This is a genomic window from Mycobacterium barrassiae (assembly GCF_025822765.1).
GTDB classification, from domain to species: Bacteria; Actinomycetota; Actinomycetes; order Mycobacteriales; family Mycobacteriaceae; genus Mycobacterium; species Mycobacterium barrassiae.
The window spans coordinates 202,662-219,885 of the sequence record NZ_JACKUK010000009.1; the positions used below are offsets into that span (position 1 = coordinate 202,662).

At 66.7% G+C, this 17,224-nt stretch carries 19 protein-coding genes; 7 read left to right on the top strand and 12 right to left on the bottom strand.

Going from position 1 to position 17,224, the window contains the following annotated elements; translation table 11 throughout:
* Positions 1-2: 2 nt before the first annotated feature.
* The 4 genes from H7J93_RS01750 to H7J93_RS01765 form a co-directional block, all read right to left on the bottom strand.
* Positions 3-539, bottom strand: a complete 537-nt coding sequence (locus H7J93_RS01750; protein WP_372507756.1) for a DUF3592 domain-containing protein — start codon at positions 537-539, stop codon at positions 3-5.
* A complete protein-coding gene (gene menD / locus H7J93_RS01755; RefSeq protein WP_267304564.1) occupies positions 514-2,166 on the bottom strand; it encodes a 2-succinyl-5-enolpyruvyl-6-hydroxy-3-cyclohexene-1-carboxylic-acid synthase in 1,653 nt (550 codons plus the stop codon). Before menD ends, H7J93_RS01750 begins: the two co-directional genes overlap by 26 nt.
* Positions 2,167-2,168: 2 nt before the next feature.
* The gene (locus tag H7J93_RS01760) at positions 2,169-2,951 is read right to left on the bottom strand and encodes an alpha/beta fold hydrolase (RefSeq protein WP_267304565.1); all 783 of its coding nucleotides are present in this window, start codon (positions 2,949-2,951) and stop codon (positions 2,169-2,171) included.
* A 71-nt stretch (positions 2,952-3,022) separates the two neighbouring features.
* Positions 3,023-3,523 (bottom strand): nitroreductase family deazaflavin-dependent oxidoreductase, encoded by a 501-nt coding sequence (locus tag H7J93_RS01765; RefSeq protein WP_267304566.1) that lies wholly within the window; start codon positions 3,521-3,523, stop codon positions 3,023-3,025.
* 179 nt (positions 3,524-3,702) lie between these two features.
* On the opposite strand from H7J93_RS01765, the gene H7J93_RS01770 reads away from it, so the two are divergent.
* Both H7J93_RS01770 and H7J93_RS01775 read left to right on the top strand, forming a co-directional pair.
* A complete protein-coding gene (locus H7J93_RS01770; protein WP_267304567.1) occupies positions 3,703-4,881 on the top strand; it encodes an FAD-binding domain in 1,179 nt (392 codons plus the stop codon).
* Positions 4,882-4,897: 16 nt separating this feature from the next.
* Positions 4,898-5,365, top strand: a complete 468-nt coding sequence (locus H7J93_RS01775) for a MarR family winged helix-turn-helix transcriptional regulator (protein ID WP_267304568.1) — start codon at positions 4,898-4,900, stop codon at positions 5,363-5,365.
* A gap of 34 nt (positions 5,366-5,399) precedes the next feature.
* Here H7J93_RS01775 and H7J93_RS01780 read toward each other — a convergent pair whose 3' ends face one another.
* The 3 genes from H7J93_RS01780 to H7J93_RS01790 form a co-directional block, all read right to left on the bottom strand.
* Entirely contained in the window at positions 5,400-6,149 is a 750-nt protein-coding gene (locus tag H7J93_RS01780; RefSeq protein WP_267304569.1) for a DJ-1/PfpI family protein, read from the bottom strand.
* 15 nt (positions 6,150-6,164) lie between these two features.
* Complete coding sequence (locus H7J93_RS01785; RefSeq protein ID WP_267304687.1) at positions 6,165-7,121, bottom strand: GlxA family transcriptional regulator; 957 nt, start codon at positions 7,119-7,121, stop codon at positions 6,165-6,167.
* Between the two features lie 62 nt (positions 7,122-7,183).
* Entirely contained in the window at positions 7,184-8,152 is a 969-nt protein-coding gene (locus H7J93_RS01790) for an o-succinylbenzoate synthase (RefSeq protein WP_267304570.1), read from the bottom strand.
* A gap of 68 nt (positions 8,153-8,220) precedes the next feature.
* Between H7J93_RS01790 and H7J93_RS01795 the strand changes: the two genes are divergently transcribed.
* Entirely contained in the window at positions 8,221-8,703 is a 483-nt protein-coding gene (locus tag H7J93_RS01795) for a TspO/MBR family protein (RefSeq protein ID WP_267304571.1), read from the top strand.
* A gap of 6 nt (positions 8,704-8,709) precedes the next feature.
* On the top strand, positions 8,710-9,333 hold the full coding sequence (locus H7J93_RS01800) for an SOUL family heme-binding protein (protein WP_267304572.1): 624 nt from the start codon (positions 8,710-8,712) through the stop codon (positions 9,331-9,333).
* On the opposite strand, the gene H7J93_RS01805 is transcribed toward H7J93_RS01800, so the two are convergent.
* A complete protein-coding gene (locus tag H7J93_RS01805; protein ID WP_267304573.1) occupies positions 9,330-10,898 on the bottom strand; it encodes a long-chain-fatty-acid--CoA ligase in 1,569 nt (522 codons plus the stop codon). The two genes, H7J93_RS01800 and H7J93_RS01805, sit on opposite strands and share 4 nt — an antisense overlap.
* A gap of 29 nt (positions 10,899-10,927) precedes the next feature.
* On the bottom strand, positions 10,928-12,538 hold the full coding sequence (locus H7J93_RS01810) for an amidohydrolase (protein WP_267304574.1): 1,611 nt from the start codon (positions 12,536-12,538) through the stop codon (positions 10,928-10,930).
* 156 nt (positions 12,539-12,694) lie between these two features.
* On the opposite strand from H7J93_RS01810, the gene H7J93_RS01815 reads away from it, so the two are divergent.
* Positions 12,695-13,165, top strand: a complete 471-nt coding sequence (locus H7J93_RS01815) for a YciI family protein (protein WP_267304575.1) — start codon at positions 12,695-12,697, stop codon at positions 13,163-13,165.
* A 6-nt stretch (positions 13,166-13,171) separates the two neighbouring features.
* On the opposite strand, the gene H7J93_RS01820 is transcribed toward H7J93_RS01815, so the two are convergent.
* Positions 13,172-13,423 (bottom strand): DUF3253 domain-containing protein, encoded by a 252-nt coding sequence (locus tag H7J93_RS01820; protein ID WP_267304576.1) that lies wholly within the window; start codon positions 13,421-13,423, stop codon positions 13,172-13,174.
* Between the two features lie 68 nt (positions 13,424-13,491).
* Between H7J93_RS01820 and fadD8 the strand changes: the two genes are divergently transcribed.
* Together fadD8 and H7J93_RS01830 are read left to right on the top strand one after the other, a co-directional pair.
* On the top strand, positions 13,492-15,093 hold the full coding sequence (gene fadD8 / locus H7J93_RS01825) for a fatty-acid--CoA ligase FadD8 (protein WP_267304577.1): 1,602 nt from the start codon (positions 13,492-13,494) through the stop codon (positions 15,091-15,093).
* Positions 15,094-15,176: 83 nt separating this feature from the next.
* On the top strand, positions 15,177-16,433 hold the full coding sequence (locus tag H7J93_RS01830) for a hypothetical protein (protein ID WP_267304578.1): 1,257 nt from the start codon (positions 15,177-15,179) through the stop codon (positions 16,431-16,433).
* Here the strand turns inward: H7J93_RS01830 and H7J93_RS01835 are convergent.
* Positions 16,422-17,018: a nucleoside/nucleotide kinase family protein gene (locus tag H7J93_RS01835; RefSeq protein ID WP_267304579.1), complete on the bottom strand. Its 597-nt coding sequence runs from the start codon at positions 17,016-17,018 to the stop codon at positions 16,422-16,424. The genes H7J93_RS01830 and H7J93_RS01835 overlap by 12 nt on opposite strands.
* On the bottom strand, positions 17,002-17,211 hold the full coding sequence (locus H7J93_RS01840) for a hypothetical protein (RefSeq protein ID WP_267304580.1): 210 nt from the start codon (positions 17,209-17,211) through the stop codon (positions 17,002-17,004). The genes H7J93_RS01835 and H7J93_RS01840 overlap by 17 nt, the downstream gene beginning before the upstream one ends.
* Positions 17,212-17,224: the final 13 nt, after the last annotated feature.

The following is a 17,224-nucleotide window of genomic DNA, read 5'->3' on the forward strand; positions in this document are numbered from 1 at the left end:
GTCTAGGTTCGGCCGCGTCGGCGTTCAATGAACGCGAGGCCTCCGAGCGCCGCCCCGGCGATCAGCCAACCGACGACGGCGATCGAGCCGGCCGGGATGATCGCCAGCGACGCGTTGCGGTCGCGAACCCGCACGAGATCCGGGTTGTTCGTGTCGTATTCGACGTAGATCCGCATGCCCGTCTCGAGTTCGGACGGGTAGAGCACACCGAGTTCGGGACGATAGGTCACGCGGTCCGGTGTGACGAACTCGATCGTCGAGCGGCGCGGTCCAGCGCTGAGTACCTCGGCAGCAGCGACGCCCATATGCCGCTCGATCTGCCGGTCGTTGCGCCACGCCCCCACCACCATCAGCACCGACTGCAGCGTCACCAGACACGCCGCGAGCACGATCCCGATGCGGATCCGCCGGAAGATGCGCTGCGACCGTGTCTCGCCCCTGCGCGGCGTCAACCGCGGAATCAGCTTGCGCCTGAGCGCGATAACGCTCACAGTGTGATCTCGTTCGCTCGGCTCACAGGGCAGCCTTGATCGACGCATGCAACGCCCGCAGCGACGATCGATCGGCCTTCACCTCCAGCACCCGCATCCCCTCGAACGGCTCGTTCAGCGCATCCACCAGAGCGTCTACCTCGATCTGCCGACTCTCGATGTGGTACGCGCGGCACAGCGCGCCGACATCCACGTCATGCGGTGTGCCGAAAATACGCGACGACACATCGGAGAACCGCGGATCGCCCTGCTCGAGCAGCTCGAAGATGCCGCCGCCGTTGTCGTTGGACACCACGATGGTGAGGTTGCGCGGTGTCGGCTCCGTCGGGCCGATCAACAACCCGGAACTGTCGTGGACGAACGTCAGGTCACCGATCAGCGCGATGGTGCGACGGGGGTCGCTCCCATCGCCGGTCCGATCGTGGGCCAGCGCCGCGCCGATCGCCGTCGACACCGTCCCGTCGATACCGGCGACGCCGCGGTTCGATCGCACCTTCACACCGTGCGTGTCCAGGCCGACGAGCGCGGCGTCCCGCACCGGGTTGGACGCGCCGAGCACCAGCTGATCGCCGGGTCGGACCGCATCGGCGACCGCGGCCGCGACGTGCAGCCCGGTCTTGAGCGGATGCGCCTCGAGCTGGGCCCGCACCGCCTCGACGGCATGCTTGTTGACCTCGGCGCAGCGCTTCAACCAGGCCGGATCGGGCTCGCCGGTGGTCACCGCGCGGGTGCCGGTGGCCGCCGAGTTCCCCGACACGTCGGGCCAGCGCGGCCCCGTGGTCAGCGCGTAGACCGGGACCGCCGGATCGGCCAGCAGCGCGGACACCGGGCGGTGCAGCGTCGGGCGGCCGAGCATGATCACCTGCTTCGGGTGGACCAGCCGCAGCGCGAACGGATGCAGCGGGTTCTCGGCGGGCGGGGCGGTCGGCTCGGCGACCGTCGGGAGCGCGGCCAGATTGGGGTGCACACCGGCACCGTGCCCGGCGATGACGACGGTGTCGGGCGTCAGATCGATGTCGAGGGGTTGATCGAAGGTGACCGGTGGGGTGTAGGTCCACGGCTTGCCGCCGGGACGCCCCTCCGGCGCGTAGACCGTTGCGGGTTCTTCGACACTAGGAACGAGCGGTTCGCGCAGCGGAATGTCGAACTGCACCGGACCCGCATTCGCCGACCGAGATCCCGTGGCGGCCACCAACACTCGGCATGTCGCCGAACGCCACTGCGCGTTCAACGCGTCGATCCGATCGGGGGCATCCTCGGCGAGTCCGAGGCTGATGTTGGCGCGCACCTGCGTGCCGAAGTAGCCCAGTTGCTCGAAGGTCTGATTGGCGCCGGTGCCGAGCAATTCGTAGGGCCGGTTGGCGCTCAGCACGATCAGCGGCACCCGCGCGTAGTTGGCCTCCACTACCGCGGGGCCGAGGTTGGCCACCGCGGTGCCCGACGTCATCGCCACACACACCGGCGCGCGTTCGGCGACCGCGAGGCCGATCGCCAGGAAGCCGGCGGTGCGCTCGTCGATGCGGACGTGCAGCCGCAGCCGGCCCGCGCGGTCGGCGTCCTGCAGCGCGAAAGCCAGCGGAGCATTGCGCGAACCCGGGCACAGCACGACGTCCCGCACACCGCCGCGGATCAGTTCGTCGACAACCACGCGGGCCTGCGCAGTCGAGGGGTTCACCACTACAGACTATCGGCGAAGAATTTCAGCACCTCGGAGTTGACCTCCTGGGGCTTCTCGATTAACCCGAGATGGCCGGTGTCGGCAATCTCCAGGTAGCGGCCGTTCGGCAGTGCATCGGCGACCTCACGGCCGAGGTGCGGCGGCAGGGCGACGTCGTCGCTGAACCCGATGACGAGCACCGGCGTCGTAATACTTCGGTAAGCGGGCAACCGGTTCGTGGTCGGCGCGACATCGAGCTGGGCCCGCATGCCGGGAGTCGACTTGTTGGGCCACATGGTGAACATGTCGATCCAGTCGCGCACGGCGTTGTCGTCGTTGAGGGTTTTCGGCGAGAAGCTCTCCAAGAGGCGGGTTTTCGCGTCGTAGGTGGCCGGCAGCTCGATGCCGGCGTCGGCGAGCTCGCGTTCGGCCGAACGGAAGAACTGGCGCGTGCGGTCCTCGCGGCCCCTAGTGGCCATCAACGCCGCCGATCGGACGAGTTCCGGGTGGGCCAGCATCAGCTCCTGCGCGATGAACGAGCCCAGCGACACCGACACGATGCGCACCGGCGCGGCGTCGAGCTTCTCGATCAGCGCCGCGGTGTCGGCCACCATCTGCTCGATGCCGAAGTCGCTCGCATTCTCGGTGGCTCCGACTCCGCGATTGTCGAAGGTGATGCAGCGGTAGCCGGCGCGCTGGAACTCGGGTACCTGATGCAGGTGCCAGGTGCGGCCCGCGCCGCCCCGACCTGCGATGAACAGCACCGGATCGCCTTTTCCACGGTCGTCGAACGCCAAATTCACGCCGACGACGCTACTGGAAGCGATTTGTGTGCGTTCAGGAGCGCTGGCCGCTCTCGAACGCACACAAGTCGCTAGGAAACTTCGGTGAAGGCCACCACCGGGATCTGACGGCCTTGCGTCGTCTTCTGGTATCCGGCGTAGTTGGGCATGTATTGGGTGGCCAGCGCGAACAACCGGTCACGTTCTTCGCCGACCATCTCCTCGGCGATGTAGGTGCCGCTGTGGCCGCGCGACGAGAGCGTGACGCGGGGATTGGCCTTGACGTTGTGATACCAGGCGGGATGACGAACGTCGCCGTAGTTCGACGCGATGACGATGACGCGGCCGCCGTCGGTGAAGTACGTCAGCGGCGTGCTGCGCTGCTTCCCCGACTTCGCGCCGGTGTGGGTCAGCAGAACCTCCGGCAGGACCATCGACAGCGACACGTGGCCGTTGGACAGCTTGATCATCGCGCGGTCCAGACGCCAGCCGACTCGGCGTAGAAATGTCTTGGCGGGACCGGTCGCCATGAAGCGTGCACCCGCCTGGACGAATCGTGACGGCGGATTGGGCGGATTCTCGGGGATTCCCACGGTTACGACGGTACTGGAGCGGGTTTTCGGCGGTTTCGGCGTGTTCAGTCTCGCTGAGCGATACCCAGCACGCCCAAATCGCAAGTTTCCAATCTGCATATTGTGCGGTTCGCACGAACTGCGTAGCGTGGAAACCAAGGCACAACCACGTCACGAATGACAAGTGGAGGGAGCCTCATGTGAAAGTCGCAATCAGCGGCGCCGGCGTTGCCGGGCCTGCCTTCGCCCATTGGATGTTGCGCGGCGGACACGACGTGACGTTGATCGAGACGGCGCCGCGTTTTCGCACCGGCGGTTACGTCATCGATTTCTGGGGACTCGGTTATCGCATCGCCCAGAAAATGGGCATCGAGAAGGAGGTTCGCGAAGCGGGCTACCAGGTGCAGAAACTCCGCTCGGTGGATGGGAAGGGCCGCGCCGCAGCGAGCCTCACTGTCGAGCCCATTCGAGAGGTGACAGGCGGTCTCTACACCAGCGTCGCCCGCGGCGATCTGGCGGCGGCCATCTATCGGACCGTCGAGAACGACATTGAAACGATCTACTCGGACAGCATCACCGCGATAGAAGACAAAACCGACTGCCTGGCAGTGACATTCGAGAATTCCGCACCGCGCGAGTTCGATATGGTGGTCGGCGCGGACGGCCTGCATTCCAACGTCAGAAACCTTGTCTTCGGGCCAGAGTCGAGTTTCGAACACTATCTCGGCTGCCAGGTCGCCGCGTGCGTTCTCGACGGCTATCGACCGCGTGACGAGCTCACCTATGTGACCCACAACCTGCCGGGCCGGCAGATCGGCAGGTTCGCCCTCGACGGCGACCGGACGCTGGTGCTGTTCATCTTCCGCTCCCCGACGCCCGAGATTCCCGACACCCCGGAGTTGTATAAGAAGCTGCTGCGGGACCAATTCGGCAACGGCGACTGGGAGTGCGCGCAGATCCTCGATGCGCTCGACGACGTCGACGATTTGTACTTCGACGTCGTCAGCCAGATTCGACTCGAACGGTGGACGTCTGGACGCGTCGCACTCATCGGCGACGCCGCCGCGTGCGTGTCCCTGTTGGCCGGCGAGGGCACTGGCCTGGCGATGGTCGAGGCGTATGTGCTCGCAGGTGAGCTCGCACGCGCGAACGGAAATATCAGCGAAGCGTGCGTGGCTTACGACAGCCTGCTCCATGAGTTTCTCGAGGAGAAGCAGAGGGGCGCAACGCGATTCATTTCGTTCTTCGCCGCCAGGACCAACCTGGGCATCTGGCTACGCAACCAAGCGATGCGTGCATTCAATATCGGGCCGGTCGGACGTTGGGTGCTCACACGAACACTGCGCGACGACATCGAGCTGCCCGAGTACGACCTGTGAGCGGCAAGGAGCCTGGATGACATCGACAAGTCCGAGTGCTTCCAAAGAGCTGCCCTCCGACCTCCTGCTTCAGCTCGAGCAGGCGACCCGAGGACTGCTCGCGCTCAACGTGTCAGTTCTGGAGCAGATGGAGAAGCAGATCGGCCTCGCACCGCTGCGCGCACTGCAGGCGCTTGACCGACTCGGACCGAGTCTGGTCACTGAGCTGGGGGCCGATCTGGATCTGCTGCCGTCCACCGCCAGCAGACTCAGCGACCGGTTGGCCGACGCCGGCTACATCACCCGCCGCGTCTCGCCGAGCAACCGTCGCGCAACTCTGCTCGAGCTGACCTATGCTGGGCGGGCGATCCTCGACGAGTTGATTGCGCTGCGCGTCAACGCTTTCGGCGAAGTCGTCCGTCACATGAGCGAAGCGGACCGCACCGCGCTCATAAGAGGTACGCGCGCCTTCACCGAGGCATACCGCAACCACGTCTCCGAGTGATTTCGGCGTGCTCAGTCTCGCTGAGCGTGACCAATCACGCCGAAATCGCCTCCCGATCGCGCTTCCTGCGATCCTTGCGCCCGCTGCGCACCCGCCGGATGGCGGCGTCCCACATCAGCTGCACCGTCGGCACCAACTGCCCCTCCTTGATGGTGTCGAGGGTGAGCAGCGCCGAGGCGCTCGCCTTGGTGGCGGCCGACGCCTTCGACATGTGGCCGGAGTCGTACGGCGGCTGCGGGTCGTATTCGATCACCAGCTGCACAGCCTTGGCCTTCGCGTCGCCACAGATCTGACCCATCAGCCAAATCCCGAGGTCGATGCCCGCGGACACTCCCGCCGCGGTAACGATCTTGCCTTCGTGCACGATCCGCTCGTCGCCGACGGCCTCCACACCGAACGGCTTCAGCATCGGCAGGCACATCCAGTGCGACGTGGCTCGGCGCCCCTCCAGCACGCCGGCGGCGGCGAGGATCATCGAGCCCGAGCACACCGACGTCGTCCACGCCGACGTCTCATGCGCCCTACGCACCCAGTCGAGCACCTTCTCGTCGCGCGCATGCTCGAACGTCCCCGCGCCGCCAGGCACCAGAATGATGTCGGGCGACGGCGTTTCGTCAAAGGAGTGCGTCGCGCCGATCAACAGCACACCCGAGTCGGCGGTGATCGGGCCCGGCTCGTGCCAGACGAACCGCACCTCGGCATCGGGCAGATTCCGCAGCACCTCATACGGGCCGATGAAGTCCAGGGCGGTGAACCCGGGATACACCATGATCGCGATCTGCATTACCATCTCCTTTGGTTAGGCGAACGTCTTACGGTATTGATCGGGCGAGATGCCCAGTCTCCGAACGAAATTGCGGCGCAACGTCTCGGCGCTCCCGAAGCCGCACCGCGCCGCGATCACCGTCACGGTGTCGTCGGTCTCCTCGAGCTGACGACGGGCGGCCTCGGTGCGGATCCGCTCGACGTAGGCTCCCGGCGCCTCGCCCACCTCCTCGGTGAACACCCGCGTGAAGTGCCGCGGACTCATCGAGGCGCGGCGGGCGAGTTCGGGAATGCTGTGCGCGCCACCGGGTTCGGACTCGATGGCGTCCTGCACCTCACGTATCGGCGCCCGCTTGGCACGCGGCATCCACACCGGAGCGGCGAACTGCGTCTGGCCGCCCGGCCGCCGTAGATACATCACCATCCAGCGGGCCACCGTCTGCGCGACTTCGGTGCCGTAGTCGTCCTCGACGAGCGACAGCGCCAGGTCGATGCCTGCGGTGACGCCCGCCGCCGTCCAGACCTGCGCGGAACTGCGGACGAAAATGGGCTCGGGGTCGACGGTGACCGACGGGAATTCGCAAGCCATCCGGTCCGCGAAGGCCCAGTGGGTGGTCGCGACGCAGCCGTCGATCAGCCCCGTCTGTGCGACGAGGAAGGCACCGGTGCACACGCTGACGACGCGACGTGTCTGCTCGGCGACGATCTTCACCCAGCCGAGCGTGTCCGGATCCCGCCGCGCATCGTCGACACCGGCGCCGCCGGGCAGCACCAGGGTGTCGATGGGCTCCCGCGGGTCGGGCAGCGGGTCGGCGACCAAAGCGAGGCCCGTCAGCGTCGTCGCCGGTTCGCCGCCACGGGAAACCACGCGAACGGAGTAGCCCTCATCGGAGCGACCCTGACCGGCGAGGCAGAGGGTGGCGCCGGTGAACACCTCGAACGGACCGACCAGGTCGAGAGCCTGGACACCCGGAAATCCGAGGATGAGCACCGATCGCACGTATTCAGTGTTGGGGACCGCTGTCGTGGCGTCTAGGCCATGGTCCCCACAAATTAGGACATCAGCGGGTGGCAGGCCCTTATCCGGTCGATCCACCACCGGCGACGCTCCGGCGAGGCAGCCAGCGCGGCCAGCCGCGCCCGGTCCGGCGTCACCGTCGTGACGGGCAGATTGCCGTCGACGGGCACCGCCAGTTCGGCGACGTCGTCGACGAAGAGTCCGCCCGTGCCCAGGCCGCAGGCATACGGCAGGTGGGGCAACGCGGCGGCGGCGAGCAGTCCGCGGCCGATGCCCACCGCCGAGTCGAGCGCGCTGGACACCACGATCGGGATGTCGATCTGGTCGGCGATCTCCAGCATCCGGGTAACGCCACCCAAAGGTGCAACCTTGAGGACGGCGACGTCGGCAGCGCCCTCACGCACGACGCGCAGCGGGTCGTCGGCCTTGCGGATGCTCTCGTCGGCGGCGATCAGCACGTCGACGCGGCGCCGCACCGCAGCCAGCTCGGGCACCGTCGCGCACGGCTGCTCGACGTACTCGAGCGCGCCGTCGGCGGTCAATGCGGCGACGGCCGCGACCGCATCGTCGACCGTCCACCCGCCGTTGGCGTCGACCCGCACAGAAGGCACAAACGCGCGAACGGCGTTGACGCGGGCCACGTCGTCGGCCAGGGTCTGCCCAGGCTCGGCCACCTTGACCTTGGCGGTGCGTGCACCGGGAAATCGGTTGAGCACCTCGGGCACCTGGTCGGCGGCGACGGCGGGCACGGTCGCGTTGATGGGGATGCGGTCACGGTGGACGACCGGCGCGGGCTGGTAGGCCGCCTCGACGGCCGATGCCAGCCAGAAAGCGGCCTCGGGCGGCTCGTATTCGACGAATGCGCCGAACTCCCCCCAGCCCACCGGCCCCTCGACGAGTGCAACCTCGCGAACGGTGATGCCGCGGAACCGAACTCGCATCGGCAGCGCGACGACGTGCAGCCGATCCAGCAGGTCGTCGAGCGGCGGCGTCACGGTGCTCATAGTGCCAGGTTTGACCCCTCGTCGAGCTGGGTAATGGTTCAGTTACTTAACTATCGCAGGAGGACCCCATGCAATTGCGCACGCTCGCCCCGACCGCCCTCGCCGTGGCAACCACGGGATTTCTCGGTGGGCTGGCGAGCCGGCCGGCGCAGTCGGCGTGGTTCGCGAAGCTGAAGAAGCCGCCCTATCAACCGCCGCGACTGGCCTTTCCGATCGTATGGAACGTGCTGTATGCGAACATCGCCGCCACCTCGGCCGCCACACTGGATCAGCTCGAAGAGCGTGGCCAGGATCGCGAGCGACGCGCCTACATCGCCGCACTGGCGTCGAACCTGGTCCTCAACGGCAGCTGGTCGTGGCTGTTCTTCACACAGCGGCGGCTGGGCACCGCGGCGATCGCGGCCGGAGTGCTGGCAGTCAGCAGTGCAGACCTGACCAGGCGCTCGGTCGCCGTCCAAGGCGCCAAGGCCGCCCCGTTGGCCGCCTATCCCGCGTGGTGCGCGTTCGCCACCGTCCTGTCCACCCACATCTGGGCCCTGAACCGTCGCTGAGGAACCATGCAAATCATCAAGATCCCCGGTCAGATCGTCGAAGGGATGCTGTCCATCGTCGGCATCCGGATCGGCACCGAAGAACCGCACCACCTGCGTGAACCGCTGACCGGCAACATCGAAATCCGACGGTACGGCCCGCGCATCGCCGCCGAGACCACCGTCGACGGCGACGAGGACCGCGCCCGCAACATCGGCTTCCGCCGGCTGGCGAACTACATCTTCGGGGGCAACCATCACGACGAGACGATCTCGATGACGGCGCCCGTCGGCCAGCAGTCCGCCTCCGATGAGATCGCGATGACCGCACCCGTCGCGCAATCGCGGACCGACAACGACCAGTGGGTGATCCGGTTCTTCATGCCGTCGAAGTGGACGATGGACACTCTCCCCGATCCCGACGACGACAAGGTCCGACTCGTCTCGGTGCCCGGCGAGACCTTCGCGGTGCTACGCTTCAGCGGCGACCGCAGCCCCAAAGCCGTCGCCGACCGCACGGACGAGCTACGAAAGACCCTGCACGACAAAGGCATCGAACCAGTCGGCGATGCGGTCGCGTGGTTCTACGATCCGCCGTGGACGTTGCCGTTCCTGCGGCGCAACGAGGTTGCGATCCCGGTGTCCCGTTAGACCGTCGCGCGGTCGCGTCCCTCCCAGTACTGCTTGCGCAGATCCTTCTTGAGGATCTTTCCGGTCGGGTTGCGCGGCAACTCGTCGCGAACGTCGACCGACTTCGGGCACTTGTAGGCGGCCAACCGTTCCCGGGCGAACGCGATGAGCTCCTCCTCGGTGGCCTCACCCTCAAGCTGCACAACGGCTTTGACGACCTCGCCCCACTTCTCGTCGGGTATACCGATGATCGCGACGTCGACGACCGCCGGATGCTCGGCCAGCACTCGCTCCACTTCGATCGAGTAGATGTTCTCGCCGCCGGAGATGATCATGTCCTTGAGCCGGTCCTCGACGAAGATGAAGCCCTCCTCGTCGATACGGCCGATGTCGCCGGTGCGGAACCAGCCGTCCTCGGTGATCGCCTCCGCCGTCGCCTCCGGCTTGTTGTGGTAGCCCGTCATCAACTGCGGTGTGCGGAACCACAATTCGCCCTGCTCGCCCTGTGGTACATCCTCCAGCGTGTCGGGATCGACCGCCCGTACCTCGGCATTGGGAACCAGCGTGCCCGCACTGGTGAGCCGCTCCTCCTTGCCGGGATCGCGGTGCACCTCGGGAAGCAGATGACTGATGACGCCGCACACTTCGGTCAATCCGTACACCTGCATGAATTCCGTGTCCGGCCATGCCTCCAGCGCCCGGCGCAGCAACGGAAGCGGCATCGGCGACGCGCCGTACGCGAACGTCTTCAGCGCGCCGAACAGCTTGACGGCGTCCTCGCCGGAGTCGAGCACCTTGGCCAGCACCGCGGGAACCAGGAAGGTCCTGTTGGCGCCCTTGAGGATTGCGCCGGCCAGCGACATCCCGTCGACCTCGCGCGTCATGACGCTGGGGACTCCGTCGTGAATTCCGAACTGCACGTAGGACGACCCGCCGACATGGAACAGTGGCATCGCCACCATGCTCTTGTCGCCGGGGTCGAAGTTGAAGCCCTCGTGCGCGTTGATCGTGTGGGCGACGATGTTGGCCTGCGTCAGCTCCACACCCTTGGGACGGCCGGTGGTGCCCGACGAGTACATGATGATCGCGACGTCGCCAGGGTCAACGTCGTCGCCGCGATTCACAGGTGTGGCGGCGGCCAACAGGGCCTCGTACTCATCGCCGTCCTCGCCCTCCGGCGTGACCTCGATGACGTGCTCGATGTTCGTCAGCTTGTCGCGGATCCTGTCGACGTTGCCCCGCAGTTCCTTGCCGACGATCAGCAGCTTGGCGTCGGAGTCGTTGAGCACGTAGTCGAGTTCGTCGGCGGCCAGCCGGAAGTTGATGATCGCATTGGCCGCGCCCAGCGATGCAGCGGCGAGGGTGAGCTCCACACAGGCGGGGTGGTTCTTGTCGAGGAACGCCACCACGTCGCCGCGCTTGATACCGCGGTCCTTCAGGGCTCCTGCGAGTCGGCGGACACGGTCGTTCCACTCCGTCCATGTCCAGGTTCGTTCGAGGTATGTCAACGCCTCGCCGTCGGGCGTGGTCTGGGCCCAGTGGGCGATTCGTTCGTCGAGAAAGCGGGGATCAGCCAGGTCAGACATGCCAGAAGCGTGCCACGTCCGCCTGTGCGTCAGTTGAGTTTCGGATAAACCTGCCGACCGGCCAGGTACGTGGCGCGGACCTCCAGGTCGGCGATCGTCTCGGTCGGCACCGAGCGGGGGTCGGCGGACAACACCACCATGTCGGCGTACTTGCCCACCTCGAGCGAACCGATCACATCGTCGGAGTGCAGCTGCCAGGCCGCATCGATGGTCTGGGCGCGAATGGCCTGGTCCACCGTGATCCGCTGCTCCGGCCCGATCACCCGGCCGCTCGGCGCGGTGCGGGTGGCGGCGACGCTGATGTTGCGCAGCGGCTCCTCGGGCGTGACCGGAGGGTCGTTGTGCAGCGAGATCCGCATCCCGGTAGCCACCGCCGAACCGCATGGCATCCAGCGGTTTCCGCGTTCGGGCCCGAACAGGTCGTCGACGACGACGTCGCCCCAGTAGTGGATCTGATCGACGAAGATGCTGCAGGTGACGCCTAGATCGTGGGCCCGTTGCAGCTGGTCGTCGCGGATGGCGCCGACGTGTTCGAGCCGCAGCCGGTGGTCGTCGCGGGGCCAGCGCCGCAGGGCGTCCTCGTAGACATCGAGGATCGTGTCGGCGCCCGCGTCGCCCTGGACGTGGCACGCCATCTGCCACCCATTCGGGAAGTAGGCGCCGACGATCTCGGTCAGCTGTTCGCGGGTGTAGTTCGCGCAGCCGCACGAGCCTTTCGGAATGCCGACGGAGCGGGTCGCCTCGGTATCCAGATACGGGAACGACAGGTCGATGTTGCCGATCCACGGCGAGCCGTCGACCCAGATCTTGATGCCGGCCTGGCGGACCATGTCGTCGCCGTTGTCGGGCACCGCCTCGGTGGTCATCGCGGCGGTGGACATCTCGTAGACGCGTAGCCGCACCGTGAGGTCGTTGCGCATCTGGTCGATGACCGGGCGGAACACCGGGTCGAAAGCCATCTCCGAGCACGTCGTCAACCCGGCGCGGTTCAGCCGGCCGAGTTCGGCGTGCAGCATCGCGGGATAGTCGCTGGGCTGGATCGCGCCTTGCAGCAACGGGAACACCGCCTGGATCTCCTGGGCGATGCCGTCGAGGTCGCCGTTCGCATCGCGTCCGTAGCTGGCGCCCTTCGGGTCCGGGGTGTCGCGCGTGAGCCCGACGCGGGCCGCCGCCGCTGTGTTGAAGTAGGCCTTGTGCCCGGAGTTGTGCACGATCACCAGCGGATGGTCCGGTGCGATGCCGTCGAGCCACGCGAGCGTCGGGTTGGGTAACCCGTTCTGCAACAACGCGTCCCACCCGTTGAGGTAGGCGCCGTCGGCCCCGCGCTTGGCGACCTCCGCCTCGACTGCGGCGACGACGTCGGCAGCGTTCGGCAGCGTGACCGGACGGATGTCGACCATCCGGTCCGACAGCACGATCGCCTCCATCAGCGGATGGCCGTGCGCCTCGACCATGCCGGGCATGACACATCCGTCGCCGAGGTCCACTGTCTCCGTCTCGGGCCCGATCCAGGTCTGGATGTCCGACCGGTCGCCGACCGCGACGATGCGGCCATCGGCCACGGCGATCGCTTCCGCGGTGGGTTGGTGTTCGTTGACGGTGAGGACGGTTCCCTGAATGACCAGGTCAGCGACGGGCATGCGGACAATAGTCTCAGTCGTGGGCGAGATGCTCGAGAAGATGCGATGAAAAACCTTCGGCGGACGTGTCGATTTCTGTGGGTTGCCATTCGACGTAGAGACGAGGGGCACCTAGAACAGAATGAGCGAGCCCTTCCCGACTAGAAGGAGACACCAATGTCGCGCTACATGATGATCATGCGAGTGACCCCCGAGGGGGAGGCGGCCTTCGCCGAGGCCGATATCGACTTCAACGAGGTCATCGAGTCGATGGGCCGCTACAACGAGGAGCTCATCAAGGCCGGCGTTTTGCTCGACGGCGAGGGCCTCACCGGTCCCGAGGAGGGCTTCGTCGTCGACTTCGACAACGACCCGCCGGTGGTCACCGACGGGCCGTACACCGAGGCCAAGGAGCTGTTCAACGGCTTCTGGATCATCGACGTGTCGTCGAAGGAAGAGGCCAAGCAGTGGGCGCAGAAGTGCCCGCTGGGGCCGGGCGTCCGGCTCGAGGTGCGCCGGGTGTCGGATACCGACGAGTTCCCCGCCGACAATCCGTGGGTCCAGAAGGAGATCCAGTGGAAGGCCGAGCTGGCGGAGAAGATCGCGGCCCAGGCCCGGGCGGACGTCGACAAGTTCGCCCGCCGCTAGTCACCGCTACTTGGCGCGGATCCGTACGGGTCCGCGCCAAGTGGCGTCCGGGTCGAGAATCTCGCCCTTCTGAGTGATCTCGACTTCGCCTTCGCGGGCCAGGTCGCGCGCCGTCTCGCGGGCGTCGTCCATCAGGTCACGCCAGTCGTCACCGCCGACCGCACGGGCGGCGTCGGACGGACAGATCGTCTTGTCCGGGCCGCGTTCGCGCGCCAGCACGAGGATCGTCTGGCGCAGGCGCCGCTCGACGTCCTTCACCCCACCGAGTGAAGCCGAATCCGACGACCCGTGCCACCAAATTTGGAACACGTTCTAGTCTGGTCGTCATGACGGACGACCTGTTGCGCCATCCCCTGCATTCCGGCCACCTCACGGTGGGCGCGCTGAAGCGGAACAAGGACAAGCCGGTCCTGTTCCTCGGCGACACCACCCTGACCGGCGGCCAGCTCGCCGAGCGCATCAGCCAGTACATTCAGGCCTTCGAGGCGCTGGGCGCCGGGTCGGGTGTCGCGACCGGTCTGCTGTCGCTCAACCGTCCCGAGGTGCTGATGATCCTCGGCGCGGGCCAGACGCAGGGCTACCGCCGCACGGCACTACACCCTCTCGGTTCGTTGGACGACCACGCCTACGTCCTCAACGACGCGGGTGTCACGTCGCTGATCATCGACCCGAACCCGATGTTCGTGGAGCGGGCGAAGGGTCTGTTGGAGAAGGTGCCCGGGCTCAAGCAGGTGCTGACAATCGGACCGGTGCCCGAGGAGCTCGCGGACGTCGCCGTCGACCTCACCGCCGAGGCCGCGAAGTACACGCCCAAGCCTCTGGTGGCCGCTGATCTGCCGCCCGACCACATCGGCGGCATGGCCTACACCGGCGGGACGACCGGCAAGCCCAAGGGCGTGATCGGCACCGTGCAGTCGATCACCTCGATGACGACGATTCAGCTCGCAGAGTGGGAATGGCCGGAGAACCCCAAGTTCCTGATGTGTACCCCGCTGTCGCATGCGGGGGCGGCGTTCTTCGTGCCGACGATCATCAAGGGCGGGCAGCTGTTCGTGCTGACGAAGTTCGATCCGGCCGAGGTGCTGAAAACCATTGAGGAGCAGAAGATCACGGCAACCATGCTGGTGCCGTCGATGATCTATGCACTGATGGACCATCCGGACTCGCACACGCGCGACCTGTCGTCGCTCGAGACGGTGTACTACGGCGCCTCGGCGATGAACCCGGTGCGGTTGCGCGAGGCGATCGATCGGTTCGGCCCGATCTTCGCCCAGTACTACGGCCAGTCCGAGGCGCCGATGGTGATCACCTACCTGGCCAAGAACGACCACGACGAGAAGAGGCTGACGTCGTGCGGGCGCCCGACCGTGTTCGCCCGGGTGGCGTTGCTCGACGCCGACGGAAACCAGGTGCCGCAGGGCGAGGTCGGCGAGATCTGCGTGTCCGGCCCGCTGGTGTCCGGCGGCTACTGGAACAAGCCGGAGGCGACGGCGGAGACGTTCCGCGACGGCTGGATGCACACCGGCGACCTGGCCCGCGAGGACGAGGACGGCTTCTACTACATCGTCGACCGCACCAAGGACATGATCGTCACCGGCGGGTTCAATGTGTTCCCGCGTGAGGTGGAAGACGTTGTCGCAGAGCATCCTTCGGTCGCCCAGGTGTGCGTGATCGGCACGCCCGACGAGAAGTGGGGCGAGGCGGTGACGGCGGTGGTCGTGCTGCGGCCCGACGCCGACAGCTCCGAGGAGGCCGTCGCCCGCATGACCGCCGAGATCCAGGCCGCGGTCAAGGAGCGCAAGGGATCGGTGCAGTCGCCGAAGCAGGTGATCGTCGTCGACTCGGTGCCCGTGACCGCGCTGGGTAAGCCCGACAAGAAGGCGGTGCGTGCGCAGTTCTGGGAGGGCGCGGACCGCGCCATCGGCTGATTTCCCTGCGCGAGCAGACACATAGTGTCCACACGGGTCGGCGTGTCGGGTGCATTTGCGTCTGCTCGCGATAGAAAGTCTCGATGAACAGCTGGGTGCGGGGTGACTATTTCGGCCTCGACATGCCCGCCCATGCCGACGCGCTGCGCAGCGGCGGCCCGCGCTTTCTCACCGAGGCGTTCCGCGCCAGCGGCGCGTTGGGGCCCGACGACAGCGTCACCGCTATCACCGAGCTGACGGAGTTCCGCGGCGGCAGCACCGGCCGCAAGGCGCTGCTGTCGGTCGCCTACGACCGCGTCGACCAACCGACCGAGCTCTTCGCGAAGTTCTCCCGCGATTTCGACGACCCCGCCCGCGACAACGGGCGTACCCAGATGGAATTCGAAGTCCGGTTCGCGTTGCTGTCCCGCACGCCGGAATTTCCGATCGCCGTCCCGACGTGTCTGTTCGCCGACTACCACGCGTCGTCGGGCACCGGACTGCTGATCACCGAGCGTATTCCCTATGGAGACAACGGTATCGAGCCGCAGTATCACAAGTGCATGGACTATGCGATGCCCGATCCCGTCGGTCACTACGACGCCCTGCTCGGAGCGCTCGGCCGTCTCGCGGGCACGCACAAATCGGGTCGGCTGCCCACCGAACTGGTCGAGCACTTCCCCGTCGACATGAAGCAGCTGTCGGTCGGTGAACGCGTCCCCTACACGGCGGAACAACTCCAGCGGCGGGTAGACCGCCTCGCCGAGTTCGCATCCGCCCAGCCCGGACTGCTGCCCGCGAGCCTCCGCTCCCCCGCGTTCCTGTCCCGGCTGCGGGACGAGGTGGTGCGGTTCCCCGCGAAGGAAGACGCGATCTGGGACCGGCTTGCAGCAGACGCCGACTACGTGGCGCTGTGTCACTGGAATGCCAACGTGGACAACGCATGGTTCTGGCGTCGCGACGGGAACCTCGAATGCGGCCTGATGGACTGGGGCTGCGCCGGACAGATGAACGTGGCCATGGCGATCTGGGGTGCGATGTGCAGCGCGGAGACCGAGCTGTGGGACAGGCACCTCGACGACCTGCTCGACGTGTTCCGCAAGGAGTTCAGCGCCGCGGGTGGGCCCGCACTCGCGTCGGACGTGATGAAGCAGCACCTGATGCTGTACGTCGCGATCATGGGGCTGGCCTGGCTGCTCGACGTACCGTCCTACCTTTTGCGGCTACTGCCGGAGCGGGTCAACGATCGCTTCGACCCGCGGATCGCTGACAACGAGCAGGCCCGCAGCCGGCTGCTGATGATGACGAACTTTCTGAACCTCTGGGAGACAAACGATTTCGTCGGTGCGCTAGACGACTAGGTCGGCCTTGTGCCGGACGCGCTCGATCCGCTCGGCGTTCGGCTCGTCGACGTCGCGCACCCAGGCCTCCGCCTGCTCGGGTGACTTGCCGAACTCGACATGGCGAGCGACGAGCCGGCGCCGACGTTCGTCCGAAGCACAGTCGATGAACCACACTTCGTCCAGCGCACTCCGCACCTGCGGCCACGGTTCGTCGTCGTCGAGCAGATAGTTGCCTTCGGTGACGACCAACCGCGCGTCGGGCCCGATCGGGATGCTGCCCGCGACGGGCTGTTCGATATCGCGGTCGAACGCCGGTGCGTAGACGACCTCGGTGTGCCGACTCCTAACCCGTTGCAGCAGCGCGAGATACCCGTAACCGTCGAACGTGTCGATGGCCCCCTTGCGGCCGAGCCGCCCCAGCCGTCGCAGTTCCACGTCGGCGAGGTGAAAGCCGTCCATGGGAACGTGAACTGCACCGTCGACCGTCGACGCGATCTGCGCAGCCATGGCCGTCTTCCCTGCACCGGGCGGCCCGGTGACGCCGAGGATGACGCGGGGCTGCCGGGTGAGCAGAGCCTCCAGTCGGCTAGTCCAGGAGTTCATCGATCTCGGCGGCGAGCCGAGCGATGCGCTCTTCTTCGCTGGGGATCACGTGGCTGTTGTCGGCGGCGCGCTGCCATCCGAGCCGCCACATCCGCGCCACGGTGCGATCGCCGATGCCTGCGTACGGGTTCGCGATCGTCTTGGGGTAGGCCTTGTGGCCTTCCCAGTACGCCGTCACGAACCGGTGCGTCATCACCCTCAACTCT